This is a genomic window from Streptomyces sp. NPDC087300, assembly GCF_044744425.1.
Lineage (GTDB): Bacteria > Actinomycetota > Actinomycetes > Streptomycetales > Streptomycetaceae > Streptomyces.
Map to the genome: position 1 here is coordinate 372,551 of NZ_JBIUYI010000001.1, position 22,760 is coordinate 395,310.

Consider the following 22,760-nt stretch of genomic DNA (forward strand, 5'->3'; position numbering starts at 1 on the left):
CAAGAGGATCGGAGCAGTGACACGGGCCGATCGAAGTACCTGTGGGCAGTGATCGAGCCGCTGCTACCGCCCTGGCCCGAGCGGTCGCCAGGGCCGAAGCCGGTCTCGGACCGGTTGTGCCTGCGGGGCATCTTGTACGTCCTGTACCAGGACATCTCCTGACAGCTGCTGCCGCTGGAGCTGGGGTTCGGCTCCGGGCAGACCTGTTGGCGGCGTCTGGATCGCTGGCGGCAGGCAGGGGTCTTCGATCAACTGCACCGCACTCTGCTCGCGAAGCTGAACGCGGCTGGCGAACTCGACTGATCGCGCGTGATCGCGCGCGTGTGTGGACGGCTCCCACGTCCGCGCGAAAAAAAGGGGGAGCCGCGACCGGTCCGTCACCGGTCGACCGGCGCAGGACGGGCAGCAAGCACCATCCAATCTGCGACGGGCGCGGCACCCCGCTGCATGTCACCACGACCGCGGCGAACGTCAATGACGTCACGCAGACCCTCGTCCTGGTCGACGGCATCCCGCCGGTGGCTGGCCACCCGGGCCGTCCTCGCCGACGCCCCGACGCCGTCTTGGGCGACAAGGCGTACGACTCCTGCGCTGCGCGCCGTGAACTTCGGCGCCGCCGGATCCTGCCGGTGATCTCCCGCAGGAGCGCCCCGATCATCAAGGGCCTCGGCAAGCTCCGCTACGTTGTCGAGCAGACCTTTGCCCTGCTGCACCAGTACAAGCGCCTGGCCGTGCGGTGGGAGCGACGCCTCGACCTCCACGACGCATTCCTCTCGCTGGCCTGCAGCCTGATCTGTTGGCGACGACTCAAGAAGGCTGCCGGACCATGATCGCAGCAGCCTCCGTAGCGGCAAAGTCCCTCTTCGACGGCGGCGAGTGCGCCGCGGCACCCTCCACGCGCTCACTCGCTACTCACCCGTTTGATGGTCCGAACGACCCATGGTCGGAGGCTTGTTGTAGGTGATCACGACCGGCGCGTTTGCCTCCGCCCGTGCGCGGTCCGACGCCGTCGCGATCTCCTCGTAGGTCCATTCCCTGTACAGGTGCTCCCCGTGGGCATCGGTGATGTCGATGCCCACGCCGGTCCACTCCTCGGCGGGCTGTTCGGGGACGAGTCCCAGCTCATACGTGGCGTCCTGGAGGAAGGATTCGGTAACGCGTATGCCGGTGAGTCTCTCGGCCAGAGCGAGGACCGCCGCCTTCCCGTCGACGTCCGGGGCGCTCGCGTCGTGCTCGCCCTCAGGGGTCAGAGGGAAGCCGACCTCCCGCAGCAGGGGGACCAGTTCATCGGGGGTGTTGCCGTCGCGCGACGAGGGGCCCTCGAACGTCGTACGGAGCTCGCCGTCCTCGAACCAGTGGAAGAGGTGGATGGGCTTGCCGCCGTTGGTCGAGTGCGCCACAACCCGGCCGCCCCTCGACAGCGTCTCCACGCACGCGCCCGCGATCCCCAGGCCACCGTCGAAGCCCAGGACGAGTGCCCAGTCGCCGTTCTCGCCCAGGGTGTTGAAGGCGCCCGCGACGTAGGACTCGTCCCAGTAGTCGTAGCCCCCCTCGGCGCGGTGGGCGTCGTCCGCCTCGATCAGCCCGGCCGTTCCCTGCCCGGTGCCGCGCGGTTCCGCCTCCATCGCACGGAGCACCTCGCGCGGGGCCCGCCCCCGTATCAGTGTCAGGGTGTATCCACTTTCCATCATGTGGCGGAAGAGCTGCGAGGTGCGGATCCAGGCGTAGTCGTGCGCGGTCACCAAGTTCATATAGCGCAGTGTGCCTGATGCCACTGACAACGCCCGGCGCAAGCTGGCCGTTACATCTGGAGCCCGCCCTCGAGTCACGCTGCCGAGTCCATGTCGGCAAACATGATCTTGTTACGGGCTCGTAGAGGCCGAATCCCGGGAGGCCCACGACCGATTCCTTCGTGGCGAGCACCAGCCTGCGGGCGGTGCGGCACTCCCACGAGGTCGGCCTGCTCGACGAGCCCGAACGTCGCACCAACGGCTACAAGCAGTACACCGTGGCCCGCCTGGTCCGGCTGCTGCGCATCAAGCACCTGGTCGACCTGGGGGTTCTCGCTGTCCCAGATCGCCGATATGGGCGAGGCCGACGACCATCCGGAGGAAGCATTGCGTGCGCTCGACGCCGAACTGGCGGCCACCATCGAGCGGTTGCAGCGGGCCAGGATGGGACTCGGCTTCATACTGCGTCAGTCGGCGCCGACCGACCTGCCGCCGCAGTTCGCCACCGCCGGGGCCGACACTCCGATGTCCGAGGCGGACCGCTCGGTCGTCACCGTGATGGGCAGGGTGCTCGGCCCCAAGGGCATGGCCGCCTGGACCGACCTGATGAACGACCCACTCATCGACCCCGTCGGCGCGGCCTTCGACCAGCTGTCCGCCGATGCAGACGAGCACACCCGCGCCGATCTCGCCGAGCGACTGGTCGCCTTCGTACAAGAGCTCTTCCGGCAGCACCCGGGCTTGAGTACCCTGCCCGCCGACGCCCCTCGGGGTGAGAACCGCCGCCGCGTCATTACCAGAGCCCGGCCTGGCCGTCATGCCCGAGAGCCGTCTCTGCCGTGTGACAGCCGAGCTGCTGGGGCTCACCTCGCCTGTCTCACTCAACGAATTGGCCGCACCCGACACAGGAGTCTGGCGCTGAAAGATGCTGGCCGAGGTGAGCGAGAACTCGCCGCAGGACCCATAGGACATCGCCCAGTGGCTGTCGGATCCCGAATTCCCCGCCGAAGGCGGGGAGTCGATGGCCGTCCTCTGCGCGCGCCTGTCGCGGTGACTCCAGGCGGCAGACGCATGCAACAGGGGCTGCCAGGGTGCAGCGCGGGCAGTCGGCGTCTGCGGCGCCCTGGCCCTCGTGGGGTGATGCGGCGCAGGCAGCTGGAGTGCAGTCGACCACCAACTCCTGCAGCTCCAAAAGAAAGCGCCGGGTTCGCTTGGCCTGCTGAGCCAGCACGCACACCTTGGTGCTCTGGCCGCCGATCTGCCGTCGGCCGGCAAGTAGGTGCTCGTACTCCTCCATGGTGAGGGCGACCACCTCGCGGCCGCCGAGGACGATGTGTTGGGGTTGCAGTTGTCTGCCCGCTCAGCTCCTCGCCTCATCGCCGAACCAGTGGTGCCTGGGTGAACGCATGAGGGCCCAGGGATGGTTCCGTGGCCCCTCTCTTACGACGCCGTCGGCTTGATCTCCTCGCCGGAGCGGCCGGTTCAGTTCCCTGCCGGGACCGCGTGACCGACCGCGGCGAGCCGGGGCTTGGGCAGGCGCTCGGCCAACTCACCGAAGAACAGGCCGAATACCGGCTCGCCACCTGTGGGGATGGTGCGCTGCGCGGCCTGGGTGAGGAACCGGCCGTGGTCGCGGATGTAGAGGGATCCTAACCGGGTCAAGGAGATCGTCCTGGATCGGGTCACCTGCTGCTACCCCGACCGGGACACGGCTGCCCTGGAGCAGGTGTCTCTGCCCCTGCCGATGGGGTCGGTGACCGCCGTGGTAGCGGAGAACGGCTCCGGCAAGAGCACGCTAATGAAGGTCTTGTCGGGGCGTCGCGCCACTGCGCCTGCACGGGTGCCACTGGGCGATCGGCTTCACCAAGCGCGACGGGGCCCTGCACAGCGACGAGCCGCTCATCGTCTGCGGGTTCGTCGCCATGCAAGGTGACGGCGCCTGGAACACGAACCGGCATACCGTCCCCGGCACCGGTGTCCACCTCTCCTGGGAGAACGGCGCCCAGCTGCCCGTCGACGAACTCGCGCCCGCCCACACCCGTGAGCCCACCGTGGTGCACACGCACGTCACCGTCGGCGGGCAGGAACCCTTCGATGCTCTCCCTCTCTACCTGGTCGGCGCCCTGCCCGGGTTCTGCCGTCTGTCGGTCGACCCCGACGGCGACAACGGGGTCCTCAACCCGCCACCCAAGCACTGGCCCGGTGCCGCGATCGTTCGTGGAGCCTCCCTCGCGCGGCTGGCCACCGACCGCATCGGCGACGGGCACGGCGTGTACGAGTTCGTCGTCCAGGGCTACGGTCCCCACAGCCACCTGGCCGCCCAGGAGATGGTCGGCCAAGTCCGGCACTGGCAGCGCAACCACCGTGCCGCTCTCTGCCCGCGCATCACCGTGCGCCCCCTGGCCGGCGGTGATCCCACGTCGACGGCCACGGCAGATATCCGGCACGTGTTCGTCAAGGAGCACACCCGTGTCGCGATCGGCTGGCCGGTCACCCCCAGCACCGCGGCCGTACTCACCGACGATCACGGCCGCTACCTGCTCCACCTGCGCTCGGCGAACAACCCGATCCGGCGTCCGGGGCAGTGGGCCCTGCTCGGCGGCAACACCGAGAACCAGGGCGGCAACGGCCGGCGGCATGCTGGTGGGCGCGCCCCGACCGGACTACCGGTACAACGAGGCGCTCCAACTCAAGGGCACCATCTGTACGACGGGTGGTGTCCGGCCCGCCCTCTGCGTGGGGGACTTCAACTCGACCTGGATCAGGGCCCCCGCCCGACACCGTGGGGAAGTCGACTTGAGCGAATCCATCGGCAAGCGGAGCTTCTCCGTGATCGCCGGTAAGGACGACTACCAACTGACGGTCAGCTGGGACGCCACCCTCAAGAAGATCTCCGGCCTCGGCCTCAGCCCCTGCGCCCGCTTCCCCGACCGCGCGCAAGAGGAGAGTCTTCGCCGCCCTCCCGTGGCATTTCGCTGGCGTGGGGTAGCCGGTCGTGGTGAGGTTCGGCCAGTCGAGGAGAGGAACGTCTTTCATGCGTGCTCGGAACATAGGCGCGTCAGCCGCCACGGCGTTGGCGCTGGTGGCAGCCCGCGACCTCGTGCAGAAGAAGCACGCACTGCTGAGGACCTTCCCCGTGCTGGGGCACGCCAGGTACTTGCTGGAGAAGATCGGCCCCGAGCTGCGGCAGTACGTCGTAGCGTCCAACGACGAGGAACGGCCCTTCAGCCGTGACCAGCGCAGCTGGATATACGCGTCGGCGAAGGAGGAGAACAACTACTTCGGGTTCGGCACCGACAACGACGTCGAGCATGAGCAGGGTCACGCGTACGTGAAGCAGCGCACGTTCGCCGGTCGACTGCCCGATCTGCGCGACGCGCAGGCGCCGTTGCCCTCGGCAAAGGTGCTCGGCGGACCACGAGGCCGCGCGAAGGCGTTTCGTCCGGCGAGTGTCGTCAACATCTCGGCGATGAGCTTCGGCTCGCTGTCCGGCGCGGCCGTCACGGCACTCAACAAGGGCGCGGCGCTGGCCGGGACGATGCACAACACCGGCGAGGGCGGCCTGTCGCCTTACCACCTCAACGGTGGGGAACTCATCCTCCAGATCGGTACGTCGTACTTCGGCTGCCGCAACGAGGACGGGACGTTCAACCTCGACGACCTCAAGTCCGTGGTCGCGAGCGGGCCCGTGAAGGCGATCGAGATCAAGCTCTCGCAGGGTGCGAAGCCGGGGCTCGGCGGCATGCTGCCAGGTGCGAAGGTGACCGACGAGATCGCCGGGATCCGCGACATCCCCGCGGGCAAGGACTGCGCGTCGCCGTCGCGGCACACCGCGTTCCACGACGTGGACTCGATGCTCGACTTCGTGGAACTGCTCGCCACGGAGACCGGATTGCCCGTCGGGATCAAGAGCGCCATCGGGGAAATGGGCTTCTGGGAGGAACTCGCCACCCTGATGGAGCGAGGTGATCGAGGGGTCGACTTCGTGACCGTCGACGGAGGCGAGGGCGGCACCGGGGCCGCTCCCCTGATCTTCGCCGACTCGGTGTCCCTGCCGTTCCGCATGGGCTTCTCCCGCGTCTACAGCGTGTTCGCCGAGCGCGGGCTGACCGACGACATCACCTTCATCGGCTCCGGCAAGCTCGGCCTGCCCGAGAACGCCGTCGTCGCGTTCGCCCTCGGCGTCGACATGGTCAACGTGGGCCGTGAGGCGATGCTGTCCATCGGCTGCATCCAGGCGCAGAAGTGCCACACCGACGCATGCCCCACCGGCATCGCCACCCAGAACCCGTGGCTGACGCGCGGCATCGACGCACCCTCGAAGGCCATCCGGGCCGCGGGCTACCTGCGCACCCTGCGCAGGGAGTTGCTGAGGGTCTCGGGCGCCGTCGGCGTCGCCCATCCCTCGCTCATCACCCCCACCGACATCGACATCCTCAACGGCGACTACGACGCCCGCACCCTGGCGAGCATCTACGGCTACAAGGACGGCTGGGGCTCGCTCGGCCCCAAGCTCTCCGATGAGATCACCGAGCTGCTCACTGCCTGAGCACGTCCTTGCCCCCTCGTCGGGTACGCGGAGATACGACTGCGGCCTGATCAGCGGTCCTCGGGGCGGGCCGCTGCGCGCAAGGCGTGACAGCGGCCCGGGCGGCGCGGCCCGTACGGGGGTCGGGCCGCGCCGCGCGGGCGGGTCAGAGCGCCGAGTCGAGGTGCCCGAGGTGCTCGATGAGGTTCATGTTCTCGGCGTAGTCCACCGGGCAGTTGATGATCGACACGCCCGGGTCCGCCAGGGCCTCTCGGAGCGTCGGCAGCAGGTCCCCGGCGGACTCGATGTGGTAGCCCTTCGCGCCGAAGCTGCGGGCGTACTGGACGATGTCCGGGTTGCCGAAGTCGGTGTTGGAGCTCTCCCCCACCTCCAGGTCCATCTTCCACCTGATGAGCCCGTAGCCGTTGTCCTCCCAGATCAGCACGGTCAGCGGGATGTTCTCGCGGACAGCCGTCTCGATCTCCTGGGAGTGCATGAGGAACGAGCCGTCGCCGACCGCCGCCAGCACCTTCGTCTGCGGCCTGGCGAGCTGGACCGCGAGCGCGCCGGGCAGCGAGAAGCCCATGGTGGACAAGCCGTTGGAGATGAGGCAGGTGTTCGGCGCGTACGTCGGGTAGAGCCGGGCCATCCACATCTTCAGCGCGCCGGTGTCGACCAGCACGATGTCGTCGCGACCGAGCGCGGCGCGGGTGTCGGCGATGACGCGCTGCGGGGCGAGCGGGTAGCGCTCGTCCGCGGCGCCCTGCTCGAGTTCCTTGGCCAGCAGTGCGCGGGTGGCCGCGGTGTCCTCGTCGTCGATGGTCCAGCGCAGGCCGTCGAGTTCGGTGGCGAGGGCGTCGAGGGAGGCGGAGATGTCGCCGATGATGCCGACGTCGACCGAGTAGCTGTCGTCCACCTCCGCCGGGAAGCGGTGGATGTGGATGATCTTCTTGTCGCCGTCCGGGTTGATCCGGGACGGGTCGAACTCCTGCAGCTCGTAGCCGACGGCGATGATGACGTCGGCCTCCTCGAACCCGAAGTTGGTGTAGTCGCGCCGCATGAAGCCGAACGTGCCGGTCGCGCAGGGGTGGTCGTCGGGCAGGACGCCCTTGCCGTGGAAGGTGGTCGCCGTCGACACGTCGAGTGCGGTGGCGAACACCGACAGCGACTCCTCGGCGCCGCCGCGCGCCGCGCCGTGTCCGGCGAGGATCACCGGCCGGCGGGCCTCCCGCAGCAGCTCCGCCGCCCGCTTGATCTGATTCGGGGACGGCGCCTCGGGCTGTACGACGTTCCTGCGCAGCGGGCGCAGGTCCGAGCCGTCCGTCGCCTCGTCGACGTCCTCGGGCACGGCGAGGTAGACGGCGCCGGGCCGCTCGGACTCCGCGGTCTTGAACGCGCGCCGCACCATCTCCGGGATGGCCCGGGTGGCCGGGACGTCCGCCGACCACTTCGTGACCGGGGCGAACATGCTCACCAGGTCCACGAACTGGTGGGACTCCTTGTAGTTGCGCTCCTTGCCGACCTGCGCGGAGATCGCGACGACGGGCGTGCTGTTCGTCATGGCGTCGGCGACGCCCAGCATCAGGTTGATCGCGCCGGGCCCCAGCGTCGCCGACATCACACCCGCCGAGCCGGTGAGCCGGCCGTGCATCTCCGCCATGAAGGACGCGGCCTGCTCGTGCCGGGTGAGGACGTACCGGATCTTCTCCGAGCGGGCGAGGGCGTTGGTGAAACGGATGTTCTCCTCGCCTGGCACGCCGAACACCACCTCGACGCCCTCGTTCTCCAGGCAGCGCACCAGGAGTTCGGCCGCTCCGTCGGGGGTCTGCTTCCGGTTCTCGGCGTCGCTCACGCTGATCGTGTCCTCTCCCGGGTTCCGGCCGCGCCGATGCGCGGACCGGTCAGTCGTCTACCCCGGCCCACCGCTCGGACGCCTGCGAACCGGGTCTTACGAGCCAGACCCTCGGATTCTTGATCGCCGCCCGGCGTTCCTCGTCGTCAGAGGGCGCGGTTCTCGGAGCTGGAGCGGCTGCGCTGGCCGCCGACACGGACGACGGGGACGGCGTTCACCCGCGTGCTGGAGCGGGTGGACGAGATCGGCGCCTACTGGCTCGGCAGGTTCAAGCTGGAAGCAACGGCTCGATCACCGCCCAGGCGGCATCAGAAATCTCCCCATCCCTCACGAGCAGACCAACGATCCGATGATCGGAAAGACACTCCCCAAGGCGTGCGTGCGGGCCTCGGGGCGCCGCCGCAGCCCGTCGGGTCGGAAGCCCGCGAGGACGTATGAACAGCTGATGCGGTCCGCCTCGGTGAGGACGGGGCCGTCAACGGATTCGGCAGGACTGTCGAGCCTTCCGCAACGGGCGTGTGGCTTCGGCGCGCCGGGCCGGGTCAGGACCAGAAGTCGGCGTGCACGGCAGCCGCTTCCTCGTGGAGGAACGGGCCCGACACCTCCACTACGGGACTGCCGTGGGCGAAGACCTGACGGGAGGGCAGTGCCAGCAGGGGGTGGTCGCCGCCGACGCCCGCGAGGACGCACAGCTCGTCCTCGCCCAGGGCGTAGACGACACGGCGGATGCCGCTCCAGTAGATCGCTCCCGCGCACATCGCACACGGTTCGGTGCTGGTGTAGAGGGTGGAGGCAGCCAGTTGCTCTGGGGTGAGGGCGCGTGATGCCTTGCGCACCAGGTTGGTTTCGGCGTGGGCGGTCACGTCCGAGTCGGTGACGACGCTGTTCTCGGCTTCGAGGACGACGTTGCCCTCGGCATCGGTCAGCAGGGCACCGAAGGGGTGGTTGCCGTTCTCGCGGGCGGCGGCCGCAAGCGCGATCGCAGCCAGCAGATGGCGTTCGTCCAGTGGTTGGGGCTTGTCGTACGACACAGTCGCTCCTTGATCGTAGGGGGGAGTAGCAGGCGTCCCTGCACGTCGGCCGAGAGGGTGCCCGGGGTCCGTCAGGAGGCGTCAGTCCACCACGGGCAGCACGCGAGTGCGGCCCACCGCGCCAAGCCAGGCGGCCGAGGGCTTGGGGGTACGGACGAAGGTCTCGCGGTCCACGGCGATCAATCCGAAGGTGGGCTCATAGCGGCCCCATTCGTAGTTGTCCAGGGCGCTCCAGTGGAAGTAGCCACGGACGTCGATGCCATCGCTCATGGCGGCGGCGAGGGAGTCCAGGGCGCCGGTGGTGTACTGGATCCGCCGGGTGTCATCGGCGGTCGCGATGCCGTTCTCGGTGACGATCAGCGGCGTACCGGCCGAGACGGAAGCACTGTGCCGCACGGCGTGGCCCAGCGCCTGCGGGTAGTACTCCCAGCCCATGAGGGTGCGTTCCGCGTCCTGGGGTACGGGCAGCCGGCCCTTCAGGCCGATGAGAGTCCGGGTGTACGCCTGCACACCGAGCCAGTCGTCCCCGCGGGCCGCTTCCAGGAAGACGTCCACACGTGGGTGCCGGAACGCCGCGGCGGCTTCCTCGGATCCGGGCAGGGCTTGGCACACCAAGTTGGCGACGGACCAGCCGGCACCCACGTGCGGGGCAAGGGACTTGACCGTTTCGACGGCGCGTGCGTGCGCCTGTACCAGCGCATCGGTGGTGGCCTCGTCCGGAGCCGGCGGGTCCTCGGCGAAGTTCACGGCCTGACCGGAGGCGAGGACCGCCTGCGCGGCGGCCATGACAGCGACGATGTTGGGCTCGTTGATGGTGCACACGTGTGCCACGTCCGTGGCGAAGATGGGTGCGGCCGCGGTGAGGTAGCGGGCGAACAGTTCGTCCGATCCGGCGGCGGCCCACCCCCCGCGCCGGGCGAACCACAGGGGGTTGGTGAAGTGGTGCAAGGTCACCATGGGCCGCAGCCCGCGTTCGCGGGCGCCCTCGACCATGCGTCGGTAGTGGGCGATGGCGGCGCGGGAGAACTCGCCCGGGGCAGGCTCGATGCGAGCCCATTCGATGCTGAACCGGTAGTCGGTGAAGCCGAGTTCGGCCAGCAGGTCCATGTCCTCGCGCCAGCGGTGATAGCTGTCGCAGGTATCACCGCTGGGCTCCTTGACGTAAGGGATATCGCTGTGCTCGAACTCCCACCAGTCGCTGTTGGTGTTGCCGCCCTCGATCTGGTGGGCGGCGGTGGAGGCGCCCCACAGGAATCCGTCGGGCAGACGTCGTGCATGCGTCATGAGTTGCTTCTCTCTTGTGTGGTCACGTGCGTGTCCGCCCGCGGGGGGCCTGAGGGGTCAGGTGGTGCGGGCGTGGGCCTTCTCGCGACGCGCGTGCAGTTCGCCCTGGACACGGGCCACGTCCTCGGCGTACGTGCGGTGAAGGAACGTCAGGAAGATGCCGTTGGCCAGCATGAGGATGACGAGCGCCCACAGGAAGACGGTGCGGAGACCGATCGCGTCGCCGAGGAAACCGGCGCCGAGGCTGTACGCGGCCCAGGCGATCGCCTCGAAGACAGATACGTAGAGGGCGAAGGCGGCGCCGCGCAGCTCTGGTGGGGTGATGGCCATGACCATCGGGCGGTTGACGCTCGGGTTGACGCCCTGGGCCGCTCCCATGAGGGCGAAGAAGACGCTGAACAGTGCGATGTTGCCGTAGTCGAACTGCGTGCCGAAGAAGGCGAAGCCCGCAAAGGCGAACTGGGCCGCCTGAAGGACCGTGACCAGGCCGTGGCGGGGGCTGCGCCGGGTGGCCCGGTCCGCCGCGAAGCCGCCCAGGAGTGTGCCCAGGAAGTAGCCGATGCCGAAGGGGAACAGCACGATGGACGCCTTCTGCGTGCTGAAGCCGTACTCGTCCACCAGGTATACGACGCCGAAGGCGCCCACGAGGAGATGTCCCGACAGGAGGCGGGAGATCAGCAGGACGACCAGGCTGCGGATCTTGAGAAGCGAGAACGCCTTGGCCCAGGTGAGCTTCGAGTGGGCGTTGCGTGTGGCGTGATCGAGGTCGGCGAGCTGTTCCTCGGACGCGCCCCGTCCCGGGTCGCGGAACCACAGCCAGATGGCGAGGCCGAGCAGGATGTTGAAGGTGCCGACGCCCCACAGGCCCCAGCGCCAGCCCTCGTCGAGGCCCGCGAGCTGACCCTTGAGCGGGCCGATCACCGCGCTCACCAGCGCGACCGCGCCGTAGACCACACCGATCGCACGGCCGCGGGTCGATCCCCCGAAGAAGTCGCCGATGAGTTCGGTGATGATGGGGTGCGCGGCCGCGTAGCCCGCTGCCAGGACGGTGTAGAGGACGAGGAGTTGGGCGAAGTTCTGTGCGAAGCCCGCGGCCACGCCCCACACGCCCCAGAGCCCGGTGGCCACGACGAGGACGCTCTTGCGCGACCAGCGCTCCGCCACCCACACCCACAGGGGCCCGGTGAAGGCACCCACTATCTTCCCTGCGGCGGTCAGAATGCCGAGCGCGCCCAGTGAGACCCCGAGGGACTGCCGGATCAGTGGGAAGAGGCTACTTACCAGGCTCGCCTCGGTACTGTCGACCAGCATGGTGCCGCCGAGCAGGGACAGCTGCCGCCAGCGCCCTTTCACCCGTACCTCGGATTTGGGCATGACGGTGCTCTGGCGTTGCTCGGGCATCGGGCCGTCTCTTTTCTCTGTGACTCTCTTCGCGGGAGGTCTGCGGGAGGGGGATGGCGTACGCCGGTGGCGGGGCGGCAACTCCGCCACCGGCCGAACTGGCCGCTGTTGTCTCAGAGTTGGGCGAGCTCCTCGGCGACCCGGCGGAGGTTCGGGGGCGGGAAGAGCGCACCCGCCATGGCGGCGACATCGATGAGTGGTGTGGCGCCGATCATCTGCAGCAGCTCGGAGTCGACGACGCCGGGCAGGTGTCTGCGCAGCACCTCGACGGCGACCGGGTCGGAGATCAGCGCCTTGAGAGGCGTACGCAGCGAGAGACGCCCCTCCGCGAACTCCTCGGCCCGGGGCAGCGGTTGGGCCGCCCGGTCCGCCTGTTCACGCTGGGTCCGGACCAGTAGATGCTGCTCCGTGACCGGCCCCTGGGCGGGCAGGCCGAGGCGTTCGTACTGGCTGGGCGGTGCCTCGTTGGCCCGCATGAGCTCCACCAGGAGGGTGGCCATGCGCAGTTCGGCGTCGTCGTCGAGCAGCGGGATGTTCTGCTCGGGGTCGCTCTCCAGGTCGAACAGGAGCGTGCCGTGGTGGTACGGGTTGACGAGGGTGCGGCCCGGTACGCGCACGGTGCGCACGTTCTTGGTGAAGCCGAACGGCTCGGCCAGTTCCAGGTCCACGAGTTCGGCGGGTGAGAAGCGGCCCCGCATATGGGTCGGCATCAAGGTGTGTTCGTACAGAGGTGTGTTGTCGGGAGAGGCGGGCGCCCGCATGTAGACGTAGCGGCCGTCCGTGACGTTGACGTGTCCGCCGTGGATGCCGAACAGTCCTGCCTCACGCACCGGGGTGTCCTCGGCGACTGGGAGCGGCGCGCCCCGCATGTCGGCGGGAAGGTCGACGCCGAAGAACTCCAGGAGGGTCGGCGCCAGGTCCACGGTCTGCACCAGTGCCGACCGCCGCTCGCCCGCGATGCTCTCGCGCGGGTCCCAGGCGAACAGCGGCAGATGGACCAGCTCGTTGAACCAGGGCTGGACGCTCTTGCCCCACCAGCCCTTCTCGCCGAGCAGCAGCCCGTGGTCGGTGTTGACGATCAGCAGGGTGTCGTCCCACAGATCCAGCTCGTCCATGGTGTCGAGGACCCGCCCCAGGGAGTGGTCGCACATCGACAGGAGCGCCCCGTACTCGAAGCGTGCGTGCTCCACCTGGCTGTCGGTTTCGACCACGCGCTTGTAGTCGGGCCAGTCGAAGTGCGGCCCTTCGTAGTCGTGCGGATAGAGGTCCTTGTAGGGCTGGTGGCTGAAGAACGGCTCGTGGGGGTCGAACGTCTCGATCTGCACGAACCATCGGTCGGCTTCCTGGTTCGTGCGAATGAACTCCAGGCCCGCGTCGAAGGTGAGGGTCTGGGGGTGCCGGTCCTCCGTGGCCATGTGGGGGCGGTTCACCCAGTCCTGGCGGTAGGCGCCGAACCGTATCCGCTTCAGGTCCTCGGGTATCTCCGGGTCGGCCACCTGCCCCTTCCACGGGTCGCCCTCCTGGCCGCGGAAGAACTCCCAGGTGTTGTAGCGGCCGTGGTAGGTGGCGCCGCCGTCCTCCCAGTAGTGCGGGTGGTCGCTGACCAGGTGCGTGTACACGCCGTTCTGCTTGAGGAGTTCCGGCATCGAGTCGTCGAACGGCTCAAGGGGGCCCCAGCTGCGGTGCAGGAAGTTGTGCCGCCCGGTGTGGATCTCGCGGCGGGCCGGCATGCAGGGCATCGACCCGGCGTACGCATTGTCGAAGGTGACGGCCCGCTCGGCGAGGCGTGCGAAGTTCGGTGCGTGGGTCCAGTCGCCTCCGTAGGGCGGCAGCATGTGCCGGTTGAGGCTGTCGAACATCACCATAATCGCCCTCATTGGACGGGTTTCCCTTCGGTCAGACGGTGCAGGGTCCGCTCCAGCCACGCGACCCAGCGGTCCATGGCGGACGCGCCGAGTTCGTGGAGTGCCTGGTGCACCTGCCGGTCCAGGTCCTGGTCCAGCTCGGGCAGCGGGTCCTCGTAGTGCAGGGTGCGATCGCGGTTGCGGTTCTTGGCGATCTGTGCGCGGCGGTGGTCGAGTTCGGTCTCGACGATTCGGATCGCCGCCTCCTTGTCGAGCGGCGCCGTGATGCTGAACCGGGCCAGGAAGTCGATCTCCTGGAAGCGGCTGGGCGGCTCGTAGGGCGAGTGCACGCACGCGAGGAGCACGTCGTGCCCGCTCGGTGTGAGGCGGTAGACCTTGGCGTCGGGACGGCCCTCACGCGCGTCGACCTCGTGCCGGATCCAGCCGTCGGTCTCCATCTGTGCGAGCTTCCGGTAGATCTGGCTGTGGTGGGCGCGAGCCCACACGAACTGCCCCTCGGTCTCCAGCCATTTGCGCAGGTCGTACCCGCTGTAGGGGCGACGGGCCAGCAGGCCGAGCAGGACGTACTCGAACTTCACGGACGTGGACTCCCTTGTGCGGAAGCGGTGTGCGAGATTGCTATGTGCAGTTTCACCTAGGTGAGAATTCATATACTCGCGTCATGGAGACGTCAATGGGATGTTGCGTACCGGAAACCCGGATCTGCTCGACAGGACCGCTCCCCTCGCCGGCCCGCGTGCCGCCCGCACACGACCAAGTCGAGCTCCCCGGTGGCGAGTTCCTGATGGGCGACGCCTTCGGCGAGGGTTATCCGGCGGACGGCGAACAGCCCGTGCACGCGGTACGCGTGAGGCCGTTCGCGATCGACGTCACGACGGTGACCGTGGAGATGTTCCGGGCCTTCGCCGACGACACGGGGTACGTGACCGTCGCCGAACAGGAGGGCAGCTCCGCCGTGTTCCACCTGGCCGTCGCCGCCGAGCGGGCCGACATCATCGGGAACGACCCGGCCGCCCCCTGGTGGCTGGACATACGGGGAGCCGACTGGCGCCACCCCCACGGCCCACTGTCCACCGCGGAGTCGGACCACCCGGTGGTGCACGTGGCGTGGGACGACGCCATGGCCTACTGCGCGTGGGCGGGTCGCCGCCTGCCCACCGAGGCGCAGTGGGAGTACGCGGCCCGCGGCGGCCTCGAAGGCCGCCGCTTTGCCTGGGGCGACGAACTCACCCCCGGCGGACGGTGGTTGTGCAACATCTGGCAGGGCACGTTCCCGTACGCCAACACCGGCGCGGACGGCTGGCTGGCCACCGCCCCGGTGCGCGCGTACCCGCCCAACAGCCTCGGTCTTCACGAAGTCGCCGGGAACGTCTGGGAGTGGTGCGCGGACTGGTTCGCCCCCGACTACTACGCCCACTCCCCCGCCGCCGACCCCAAGGGGCCGCAGAGCGGCGAGCGCCGTGTCATGCGCGGCGGCTCCTACCTGTGCCACCACACCTACTGCCACCGCTACCGCGTGGCCGCCCGCTCGGCCAACACGCCCGCCTCCAGCAGCGGAAACTGCGGGTTCCGGACCGTCGGTGCGTGAGGGGCTCCGGGGGTCAGGGTGTCGCCTGCCCCCCGGTGCCCGCGGCCGACCGCACCCTCTCGACCAGCTGCTGTACGTCGTCGAAGCCGAGGGGAACGATCGGGATCTGGGCGAGCTGGCTGAGGCGCATGTTGGCCACCATGCGGTGGCGGGGGCTTCTCTCCTTGGGGTAGGCGTCGCCCATGGACTTCTGCACCCTGAGCAGCAGTGCCTCGATGGCCGGACCTCCCACCGGGTGGGCGAGCCATACCGCGACGGTCGAGTCGGCGCCCGGCTCCTCGGCGTACACGTCGCCCTTGACCGGGACCGTCGCGGTCAGCCTGATGTCCCGGCTGGAGGACCCGACGTCGATGCGGTGGTCGAGTCCCTCGACGAGCCAGGTGCCGGCCGCGGTGTCGAAATAGGCGAGGTCGGCGCGGGCGACGCGGACGGTGACGTTCTGGGTCTCGCCCGGCGTGAGGCACACGGTGGCGAAGCCCTTCAACTCCCTTACGGGACGCCGGACCCGCTCCCCCGGCGCGGCCACGTACACCTGGACGACCTCGTGACCGGCCCGCTCCCCGGTGTTGGTGACGGCCACGGTGACGTCGATCCCGGCGGCGTCCGATGCGACCCGCAGGTCCGCGTAGTCGAAGGTGGTGTACGAGAGGCCGTGTCCGAAGGGGAAGGAGACCGGCATGTCGCGGGCGTCGTAGTGGCGGTAGCCGACGAACAGGCCCTCGCTGTACGCGACATGACCGTTCTCGCCCGGCCAGGCCAGGTATGCCGGGGTGTCGGCGAGTCGCTGCGGGATGGTCTCCGCGAGGCGTCCCGACGGGTTCGCCCGGCCGAACAGCAGGTCGGCGGTGGCCGAGCCGCCCGCCTGGCCGAGCAGCCAGCCCTCCAGTACGGCCGGTACGTCGTCGATCCACCCGGCCAGGCGGACCACGCCACCGTTGGCGAGGACCACGACGGCGTTCGGGTTCACCGCGACGACAGCGGCGAGCAACCTGCTCTGCTCGGTGGGCAGTTCGATGTGCTCGCGGTCGTAGCCCTCGGACTCGAAGCTCGGCGGGAGACCGAGGAAGAGCACGGCCACGTCCGCACTCTCGGCCGTGCGGACGGCCTCCTCGTGCAGCGCGGCCGCGTCGACGTCCGGAGCGTCGACGGGAAAGCCGGGAGCGAAGGTGACGTGTGCCGCGGGCGCGGCCTCGATGATCGAGGTCAATGCGTCGTCCAGCCGGGTCGGGGTCACGCGCGAGCTGCCCTCGCCCTGGTAGCGGGGTGTGCGCGCGAACTCGCCGATGACCGCGATGCGTTGAGGCGTGTCGGGGTCCAGAGGGAGGAGCGCGCCGTCGTTCTTGAGCAGTACCGCCCCGCGCGTGGCGACCTCGCGGGCCAGGTCGTGGTGGGCGGCCGGGTCGTAGGCGGCGTCGGGGCGCGCGTGCGTGGCCGCCTTGCGGGCGAGTGCCACAACCCGCGCTGCACTGCGGTCCAGCGCTTCCTCGGAGAGTTCACCGGACTCCACGGCCGTGACGGCACGGGCAGGGCCGGCGCCTGACGAGGACGGCATCTCCAGATCGAGCCCGGCGGCGAGGGCCCGCGCCCGGTCGACGACGGCGCCCCAGTCGGAGACGACCAGGCCGTCGTAACCCCACTCGCCTCGCAGGACGTCCGTCAGAAGCCAGGGATTCTCCGACGCGTGCACGCCGTTGACCCGGTTGTAGGCGCACATGACCGTCCAGGGCTCGGCCTCTGCCACCACGCGGCGGAAGGCCGGAAGATAGATCTCGCGCAGCGCGCGTATGTCGATGTCCGCGCTGACCGACATACGGCCGGTCTCCTGATTGTTCGCGGCGAAGTGCTTGACCGAGGCGCCGACCCCCTGCGCCTGCAGGCCCTTGACCCAGGCCGCCCCCAACACCCCACTGAGCAGCGGATCTTCGGAAAAGTACTCGAAGTTCCGGCCGCACAGCGGGCTGCGCTTGATGTTGACGCCTGGTCCGAGCAGCACGTGCACGCCGTGCGCGAGGCACTCGCGGGCCAGCGCGCCGCCGACCCGCCCCGCAAGGTCGGTGTCCCAGGTGCTCGCCAGGGTGACGGCCGGCGGGAAGCAGGTGGCCGGAGCACTGTTGTTGATGCCCAGATGGTCGGCCTGGGTGTCGTTCTGCAGCCGCAGCCCGTGGGGGCCGTCCGAGAGGCGGATCTCCGGGATCCCGGCGTCCGGGTGCGCGATGGTGTGCCACCACCCCGCGCCGGTGGTCAGATCGGCCTTCTCGGCGAGGCTCAGCCGGGCCACCGTCTCACCGGGCGTCTGCGCCGGCTGATTCGGGTTGTTCATGCTTTCTCCTTGGAGCGTGGTGCGGGTTGATGCGCGGTGCGGACGTTGCGGTGGTCGGCTGCGGTCAGCGGACCCCCTTCACTCGCAGGACCGCCGCAGCGCCGAGCAGCCCGAAGGCCATGGCGAGGGGGAAAAGCGTCCGGTACCCGCCGAGCCAAAGGACGACGGCTCCGGAGATGGCGGGGGCAAGGACCTGCGGCAGGGTGGCCGCGACGTTCACGACGCCGAGGTCGCGGGCGAAGGACCGCTCGGACGGCAGCACTTGGGAGATGAGGGCGGTGTCCACGCCCTGGAAGCAGCCGAAGCCGACGCCCACCAGGAAGGCCATCGCGGTCATTCCGCTCATGGTGGGGACAGTGAACGGGATGAGCATGGCGCAGCCGATGACCGACGCCGAGGCCACCACGAACACCTTCCGTCTGCCGATCCGGTCCGATAGGGGTCCGCTGAGGACGGCGGCCGGGAGCAGCCCCGCCACGGCGCTCAGCGCGAGGGCGGGGACGTGGTCGATGGCTTCGTCGTGCAGGCCGACGTAGTCCTGGAGGATGTAGAGCTTGTAGCCGATGACCAGGAAGTACGACAGGTTGGTGCACAGCCTGCCGATGAACACCCAGAAGAAGTCGGGGTGTTTGCGCGGGTTCGGCAACAGTCCGCCCAAAAACTCGCGGACCCGGAAGGGCTCTTGGGTCTCGTGCCGGCTCGGGCGGTCCGGGTTGAGGGTCACGAGGACGACCGCCAGGGTCGTCGCGAGCGTGGCGAGCACTACGTACGCAGTGGTGACCCGATCCTCGAAAGCGGCGGCGAATACCTGGCCGAGCAGTGAGCCGCACATGGCGCCGAGGCCGAAGACGGTGGAGAACAGGCCCCGCTTCCGCGGCGGCACCCGGTCGGGCATGACGGCCGAGAGCGGGCCCATCGCAAAGTTGTAGCCGATCTGCACCAGGCACCAGAGGGCCAGCGTCGCCGGTATGGAACGGGTGAACGCCATGCCGATCAGGGCCAGGCCACCGGTCGCCGTGCCGGCCACGATCCAGGGCCCGCGCCTCCCGAAGCGGCTGCGGGTGCGATCCGAGACGGCTCCCGCGACGGGCTGGGCGACCATCGCGACGAGCGCGCCCACCGTGGTGACGATCGCGAGCGTGCCGACCTTCGCCTCCTCGCCGACCGTGCGCTGGATCTGGAGGGCGAGGAGGGTACCGGGGACGGCTCCCCACACGAGGGCGATGCCGAGGTTGGCGGGGCCGATGCAGGCCATGAGGCGCCGCAGCGCCCGGCCGTCGAGCGGCGGGGCCGCTGCCGCCGGATCGGCGGGCAACGCGGAGCGTGCACGGAGCTCCCCAGGGGGTCTCGCCATCGGGACCTTCTTTCGGTGGGCCGCACCTGCGACTGGCAAGAAACAGTACGGCGTACTGTTTTTGCGGGCAAGGGTTCACGCAGGCGGAATAGGGTGGGCGCGTGAAAGCCAGAAGCTCCTACCCCAAGGGGGTCGCCAAGCGCGAGGAGATCCTCAAGGCCACCCTTGAGATCTTCGGCCGCGAGGGCGAGCGGAACACCACGCTGCGGATGGTCGCCAAGGAGAGCGACATCAGCCTGACCGGGTTGATGCACTACTTCGAGTCCAAGGACCACCTGCTGACCGAGGTTCTGCGCGCCAGCGACCGCGCGGCCGAAGCCCGCTTCCACGGCCCGGACGCCATGCGTGATCCGGGCGAGTTCCTGGCTCGGGCCCTGACGGCGAACGCCGCCAACTCCGCCCGCGTACGCCTCTACGTCACCCTCGCCGCGGCCTCGACCGACCCCGCGCACCCGGCCCACACGTACTTCAGGGAACGCTTCGCCCTGCTGCGGGCCACGATCGCCGAGCACCTCACGGCCGAGCAGCGGGCCGGCCGGGCGAGTGCCGGGCTCGACCCGCACTTCACCGCCTCGGCCCTCGTCGCGGCGTCCGACGGCATCCAACTCCAGTGGCTGAGCGACCCCGGCATCGACATGGCGGACCAGGTCCGCCGCGTCTGGCGAATGCTCGTGGCGGCGCCCGGCCCATCGGACCCCGCCGCGTCACACACTGCGTAGCACCTCAGCCCTGGCACGCCACGTCACGCCCCGACGCCGCGCGGGCGTAGGCGTCCAGGGCGGTGATCCCTTCGGCGCGGAAGCGGCGGCGAGGACCTCCATCTGGTAGCCGTCCGCCATGGCCACGAAGCCGATGGGACCGCCTGGGAAGGCCCGCCCAAGCAGGCGAAGAGGGGAAACCGGTCAGGGAGTGCACCCCTCTTACGGCACGAGTCGGACCGTACGGACGTGACGGCCGAGCAACATGGACCGGTCAGGCCACCGCGGACGCGGCCGTGGCGGCGCCACACCCACACGGCCGCCCCGCCACGGTCACAGCGACCGCCGCCCCCACCATCGGCATGATCGCGCCGCCGTCGGCGATACCGGCCGCCGCCTGCGGCCCCGTTACTCCTGCGGGCAGCAGCTGGTCCAGGTCGCTCGCGGACACCGCAGGCGTCGCCGCGCCGCCCGCATAGCCGCACACCGTGCTGGCCACTCGGTGCGCGGCACGGTCGGGGCGGGCCAGCACAGCGCTCGACATCGCTTCGGCGCGCCCGCCCTGCCGGCTGCCGGTCGCCCAGGTGATGGCACCGCTCTTGTCGACCGAGTCGCCCTCGGCGGTGACCTCCGTCGCGCCGACGGGCAGCTTCCGACCCAGCCGCACCTTGCTCAGGTCACGGCCGCTGGGTGTCAGCGAGGCCCGCAACGACACGGACCTGTTGCACCCGCTGTCCGAGCGCGCGAGGAAGTGGGCTTCACTGAACGCAGGCGACGTCCACACGGATCTCGCCGTAAACCTCAGGTGGTACCGCAGGAAGGAACCGACGACGCGGCAGGCCTCCTGGTGGAGCGGACGGGCGCATACCGTGACGAACGTTCACGAGCGCCGTTCGGGTGAACCCGGTGCCCGGCCGGTGTCATCCGGATCCTGACTGGTAGGTCCCTGGGTGTCCCACTTCGGGTCCGCCCGCCGGGTGGATGCCCCCTATCCGCAGAGGGAGGGTTTGCGTTGCCGACCGCCGAACCTGCCATCGGTCGCCCCCACACCACCAAGCCGCCCCGGAACGACTACTCCCTGCTCCTGGCTCAGATGCGCTCGCACGGCCTGCTGCGGCGCCGACCCGCCTGGTACCTCCTGCGGATGGGTGTACTCCTGTCATCGGTGGCTGTGCTGTGGTGTGCCCTGCGAGAGCTCGGCGACAGCTGGTGGGTGCTGGCCGCAGCCGCGGTGCTCGCCTTCCTGTCCGCCCAGGCCGGCTTTCTGGGCCATGACGCGGCACACGAACAGGCCTTCGCCTCCCATCGGGCCAACGCCTGGACGGCTTACCTCATGGGGAATCTGCTGACCGGTACGAGCTCCGCGTGGTGGAGGGATGAGCACAACCGGCACCACCGCTACCCCAACGACCCCGACCGCGACCCCAACGTCGCTGAGATCGTCCTGAGCCTGAGCCGCGAACGCGCGGCCGCACGGCGCGGGTCGAAACGGATTCTCGCCGCCCACCAGGCCTGGCTGTACTTCCCCGCGACCCTGCTGCAGGGCGCCAACCTCCACCACGTCAGCATCCGTGCCCTGCGCCGACCGGAACTGCCCTGCCACACCGTCCCGCGAAGGGTGGAGATCGCGGGGCTGGTCCTGCACGCGCTTGCCTACACCGGGCTGCTCCTGGCAGCCATGCCAACCGGCCGCGCCGTGGTGTTCGCCCTGGTCCACCACGCCCTGTGGGGCCTCTACCTCGGCGCCACCTTCGCCCCCAACCACAAAGGCATGCCGCCCCTGATCCCCCAGGACGCCCGCGACCCCGTCCGCCGACAGGTCGTCACCGCCCGCAACATCCGCGGCGGGCGGCTCATCGGATTCCTGTACGGCGGGCTCAACCACCAAATCGAGCACCACCTGTTCCCCACGATGCCCCGCCCGGCCCTGCGCCAGGCGGCCCCTCTGGTCGAGGAGTTCTGCCGCAGCCGCGGCATTCCGTACGTCACCGAGACGGTGACCGGCTCCTACGTGCGGGTGCTGCGCCATCTGCACGCGGCCGGTGCCGGACTGCGTGCGGCGCCCCGATGACACCCGCCCGGCCCCGGCTCCGGGCGGCCTCCGAGCCAGGGGAGGGCGAACTGCGTCCGGTCCGTGCGGCCAAGCGCTCGGCGCTCCTGATCGGGGTGATCATCACCCCGCTGGCCGCTCTCCTTGCCGCGGTGCCCGTCGCCTGGGGGTGGGGTGTCACCTTTCGGGATCTGGTCCTGACCGCCGTCATGTACGTCATCGGGATCTGCGGCATCACCCTCGGCTATCACCGGCTGTTCACCCACCGGTCGTTCAAGGCGGGACGTGTGCTGCGGATCGTGCTGGCCCTGGCGGGCGGATGCGCCCTGGAAGGCTCGGTTGTCCACTGGGTCGCGGAACACCGCCGCCACCACCGGTACGCCGATGCTCCCGGCGACCCGCATTCGCCCTGGCTCTACGGGGAGAGCGGGTGGGCGCTGCTCAGGGGGCTCGCGCATGCGCAGGTCGGCTGGTTCTGGTCGAACCGGGAGCGCGCGGACTTCGACCACTGGGCCCCCGATGTCCTTGCCGATTCCGACCTGCGTGCCCTTTGCCGGTTCTACCCGCTCATCGCGCTCGCCTCGTGGCTGCTTCCCCCGCTGGCCGCAGGGCTGTGGGCCGGATCCTGGCAGGCGGCGTTCACCGCCTTCTTCTGGGCGTCCCTGGTGCGCTACGCGCTGGTCCACCATGCGACCTGGGCGGTGAACTCCGTCGCGCACACCTTCGGCACCACCGCGTTCGTCACCCGCGACCAGTCGCGCAACGTGCCGTGGGTCGCCCTGCTCACGCTCGGCGAGGGCTGGCACAACTACCACCACGCGGATCCCACCAGCGCCCGGCACGGTGTGCTGCCCGGGCAGCTCGATCCGACCGCCCGGCTCATCCGTGTGCTGGAGTGGGCGGGCCTGGTCCGGGACGTCCGCTGGCCCACTGCCGAACGGATCGCCGCCCGCCGCCTCAGCTGACCTGCTACCGCAACCACCCCACCCGTTCGGGTCAATACCCATGCGGCGGGACAGCGCCTGTGGGTTCCCTGGAAAGACCCGCCGCCACCCGGAC

19 protein-coding genes and 1 pseudogene are annotated in these 22,760 nt (G+C 69.7%); 8 read left to right on the forward strand and 12 right to left on the reverse strand.

From position 1 onward, the window contains the following. Positions 1–39 precede the first annotated feature (39 nt). Positions 40–830, forward strand: a pseudogene (locus ACIO9J_RS01570) (IS5 family transposase). Positions 831–908: 78 nt separating this feature from the next. Here the strand turns inward: ACIO9J_RS01570 and ACIO9J_RS01575 are convergent. From ACIO9J_RS01575 to ACIO9J_RS01585, 3 genes are all read right to left on the reverse strand, one after another. Continuing rightward, a complete protein-coding gene (locus tag ACIO9J_RS01575) occupies positions 909–1,751 on the reverse strand; it encodes a DUF6461 domain-containing protein (RefSeq protein WP_401990768.1) in 843 nt (280 codons plus the stop codon). A 285-nt stretch (positions 1,752–2,036) separates the two neighbouring features. Continuing rightward, the gene (locus ACIO9J_RS01580) at positions 2,037–2,465 is read right to left on the reverse strand and encodes a hypothetical protein (RefSeq protein ID WP_401990770.1); all 429 of its coding nucleotides are present in this window, start codon (positions 2,463–2,465) and stop codon (positions 2,037–2,039) included. A gap of 747 nt (positions 2,466–3,212) precedes the next feature. Then, on the reverse strand, positions 3,213–3,392 hold the full coding sequence (locus ACIO9J_RS01585; RefSeq protein ID WP_401990772.1) for a hypothetical protein: 180 nt from the start codon (positions 3,390–3,392) through the stop codon (positions 3,213–3,215). 64 nt (positions 3,393–3,456) lie between these two features. Here ACIO9J_RS01585 and ACIO9J_RS01590 point away from each other — a divergent pair, with 64 nt between their 5' ends. The 3 genes from ACIO9J_RS01590 (at position 3,457) to ACIO9J_RS01600 (ending at position 6,279) form a co-directional block, all read left to right on the forward strand. Then, a complete protein-coding gene (locus ACIO9J_RS01590; protein ID WP_401990775.1) occupies positions 3,457–3,663 on the forward strand; it encodes an ATP-binding cassette domain-containing protein in 207 nt (68 codons plus the stop codon). Further along, the gene (locus ACIO9J_RS01595; RefSeq protein ID WP_401990777.1) at positions 3,653–4,573 is read left to right on the forward strand and encodes a hypothetical protein; all 921 of its coding nucleotides are present in this window, start codon (positions 3,653–3,655) and stop codon (positions 4,571–4,573) included. Before ACIO9J_RS01590 ends, ACIO9J_RS01595 begins: the two co-directional genes overlap by 11 nt. A 191-nt stretch (positions 4,574–4,764) precedes the next feature. Further along, positions 4,765–6,279: a glutamate synthase-related protein gene (locus ACIO9J_RS01600; protein WP_401990780.1), complete on the forward strand. Its 1,515-nt coding sequence runs from the start codon at positions 4,765–4,767 to the stop codon at positions 6,277–6,279. 145 nt (positions 6,280–6,424) lie between these two features. Here the strand turns inward: ACIO9J_RS01600 and ACIO9J_RS01605 are convergent, their stop codons facing one another. From ACIO9J_RS01605 to ACIO9J_RS01630, 6 genes are all read right to left on the reverse strand, one after another. Further along, a complete protein-coding gene (locus ACIO9J_RS01605) occupies positions 6,425–8,110 on the reverse strand; it encodes an acetolactate synthase large subunit (protein WP_401990783.1) in 1,686 nt (561 codons plus the stop codon). 542 nt (positions 8,111–8,652) lie between these two features. After that, positions 8,653–9,141 carry a nucleoside deaminase gene (locus ACIO9J_RS01610; RefSeq protein ID WP_401990786.1) on the reverse strand — a complete coding sequence of 163 codons (489 nt, stop codon included), beginning with the start codon at positions 9,139–9,141 and terminating at the stop codon, positions 8,653–8,655. Between the two features lie 81 nt (positions 9,142–9,222). Further along, positions 9,223–10,425, reverse strand: coding sequence for a glycoside hydrolase family 1 protein (locus tag ACIO9J_RS01615; RefSeq protein WP_401990789.1), 1,203 nt, complete (start codon positions 10,423–10,425; stop codon positions 9,223–9,225). Between the two features lie 57 nt (positions 10,426–10,482). Then, a complete protein-coding gene (locus ACIO9J_RS01620; RefSeq protein WP_401990792.1) occupies positions 10,483–11,826 on the reverse strand; it encodes an MFS transporter in 1,344 nt (447 codons plus the stop codon). A 113-nt stretch (positions 11,827–11,939) separates the two neighbouring features. Next, on the reverse strand, positions 11,940–13,691 hold the full coding sequence (locus ACIO9J_RS01625; protein WP_401990795.1) for a sulfatase: 1,752 nt from the start codon (positions 13,689–13,691) through the stop codon (positions 11,940–11,942). 8 nt (positions 13,692–13,699) lie between these two features. After that, positions 13,700–14,269, reverse strand: coding sequence for a PadR family transcriptional regulator (locus ACIO9J_RS01630; RefSeq protein ID WP_401990797.1), 570 nt, complete (start codon positions 14,267–14,269; stop codon positions 13,700–13,702). Positions 14,270–14,352: 83 nt separating this feature from the next. Between ACIO9J_RS01630 and ACIO9J_RS01635 the strand changes: the two genes are divergently transcribed. Beyond that, positions 14,353–15,279, forward strand: coding sequence for a formylglycine-generating enzyme family protein (locus tag ACIO9J_RS01635; protein WP_401990800.1), 927 nt, complete (start codon positions 14,353–14,355; stop codon positions 15,277–15,279). Between the two features lie 13 nt (positions 15,280–15,292). On the opposite strand, the gene ACIO9J_RS01640 is transcribed toward ACIO9J_RS01635, so the two are convergent. Together ACIO9J_RS01640 and ACIO9J_RS01645 are read right to left on the reverse strand one after the other, a co-directional pair. Continuing rightward, a complete protein-coding gene (locus tag ACIO9J_RS01640) occupies positions 15,293–17,599 on the reverse strand; it encodes a glycoside hydrolase family 3 C-terminal domain-containing protein (RefSeq protein WP_401990803.1) in 2,307 nt (768 codons plus the stop codon). Between the two features lie 64 nt (positions 17,600–17,663). Then, positions 17,664–18,953, reverse strand: a complete 1,290-nt coding sequence (locus tag ACIO9J_RS01645; protein WP_401990806.1) for an MFS transporter — start codon at positions 18,951–18,953, stop codon at positions 17,664–17,666. A gap of 101 nt (positions 18,954–19,054) precedes the next feature. On the opposite strand from ACIO9J_RS01645, the gene ACIO9J_RS01650 reads away from it, so the two are divergent. Beyond that, positions 19,055–19,672, forward strand: coding sequence for a TetR/AcrR family transcriptional regulator (locus tag ACIO9J_RS01650; RefSeq protein ID WP_401990809.1), 618 nt, complete (start codon positions 19,055–19,057; stop codon positions 19,670–19,672). Positions 19,673–19,925: 253 nt separating this feature from the next. On the opposite strand, the gene ACIO9J_RS01655 is transcribed toward ACIO9J_RS01650, so the two are convergent. Next, positions 19,926–20,435, reverse strand: coding sequence for a hypothetical protein (locus tag ACIO9J_RS01655; protein WP_401990812.1), 510 nt, complete (start codon positions 20,433–20,435; stop codon positions 19,926–19,928). A 228-nt stretch (positions 20,436–20,663) separates the two neighbouring features. Between ACIO9J_RS01655 and ACIO9J_RS01660 the strand changes: the two genes are divergently transcribed. Together ACIO9J_RS01660 and ACIO9J_RS01665 are read left to right on the forward strand one after the other, a co-directional pair. Continuing rightward, complete coding sequence (locus tag ACIO9J_RS01660) at positions 20,664–21,722, forward strand: fatty acid desaturase family protein (RefSeq protein ID WP_401990815.1); 1,059 nt, start codon at positions 20,664–20,666, stop codon at positions 21,720–21,722. Beyond that, positions 21,719–22,666, forward strand: a complete 948-nt coding sequence (locus tag ACIO9J_RS01665) for an acyl-CoA desaturase (protein ID WP_401990818.1) — start codon at positions 21,719–21,721, stop codon at positions 22,664–22,666. Before ACIO9J_RS01660 ends, ACIO9J_RS01665 begins: the two co-directional genes overlap by 4 nt. The last annotated feature ends 94 nt before the right edge of the window (positions 22,667–22,760 follow it).

Excerpts from the sequence above, each read along its gene's own strand:
- ACIO9J_RS01575 (WP_401990768.1), bottom strand. The coding sequence starts at position 1,751 with ATGAACTTGGTGACCGCGCACGACTACGCCTGGATCCGCACCTCGCAG.
- ACIO9J_RS01595 (WP_401990777.1), top strand. The coding sequence starts at position 3,653 with ATGCAAGGTGACGGCGCCTGGAACACGAACCGGCATACCGTCCCCGGC.
- ACIO9J_RS01600 (WP_401990780.1), top strand. The coding sequence starts at position 4,765 with ATGCGTGCTCGGAACATAGGCGCGTCAGCCGCCACGGCGTTGGCGCTG.
- ACIO9J_RS01615 (WP_401990789.1), bottom strand. The coding sequence starts at position 10,425 with ATGACGCATGCACGACGTCTGCCCGACGGATTCCTGTGGGGCGCCTCC.
- ACIO9J_RS01620 (WP_401990792.1), bottom strand. The coding sequence starts at position 11,826 with ATGCCCGAGCAACGCCAGAGCACCGTCATGCCCAAATCCGAGGTACGG.
- ACIO9J_RS01625 (WP_401990795.1), bottom strand. The coding sequence starts at position 13,691 with ATGGTGATGTTCGACAGCCTCAACCGGCACATGCTGCCGCCCTACGGA.
- ACIO9J_RS01635 (WP_401990800.1), top strand. The coding sequence starts at position 14,353 with ATGGAGACGTCAATGGGATGTTGCGTACCGGAAACCCGGATCTGCTCG.
- ACIO9J_RS01640 (WP_401990803.1), bottom strand. The coding sequence starts at position 17,599 with ATGAACAACCCGAATCAGCCGGCGCAGACGCCCGGTGAGACGGTGGCC.
- ACIO9J_RS01645 (WP_401990806.1), bottom strand. The coding sequence starts at position 18,953 with ATGGCGAGACCCCCTGGGGAGCTCCGTGCACGCTCCGCGTTGCCCGCC.
- ACIO9J_RS01665 (WP_401990818.1), top strand. The coding sequence starts at position 21,719 with ATGACACCCGCCCGGCCCCGGCTCCGGGCGGCCTCCGAGCCAGGGGAG.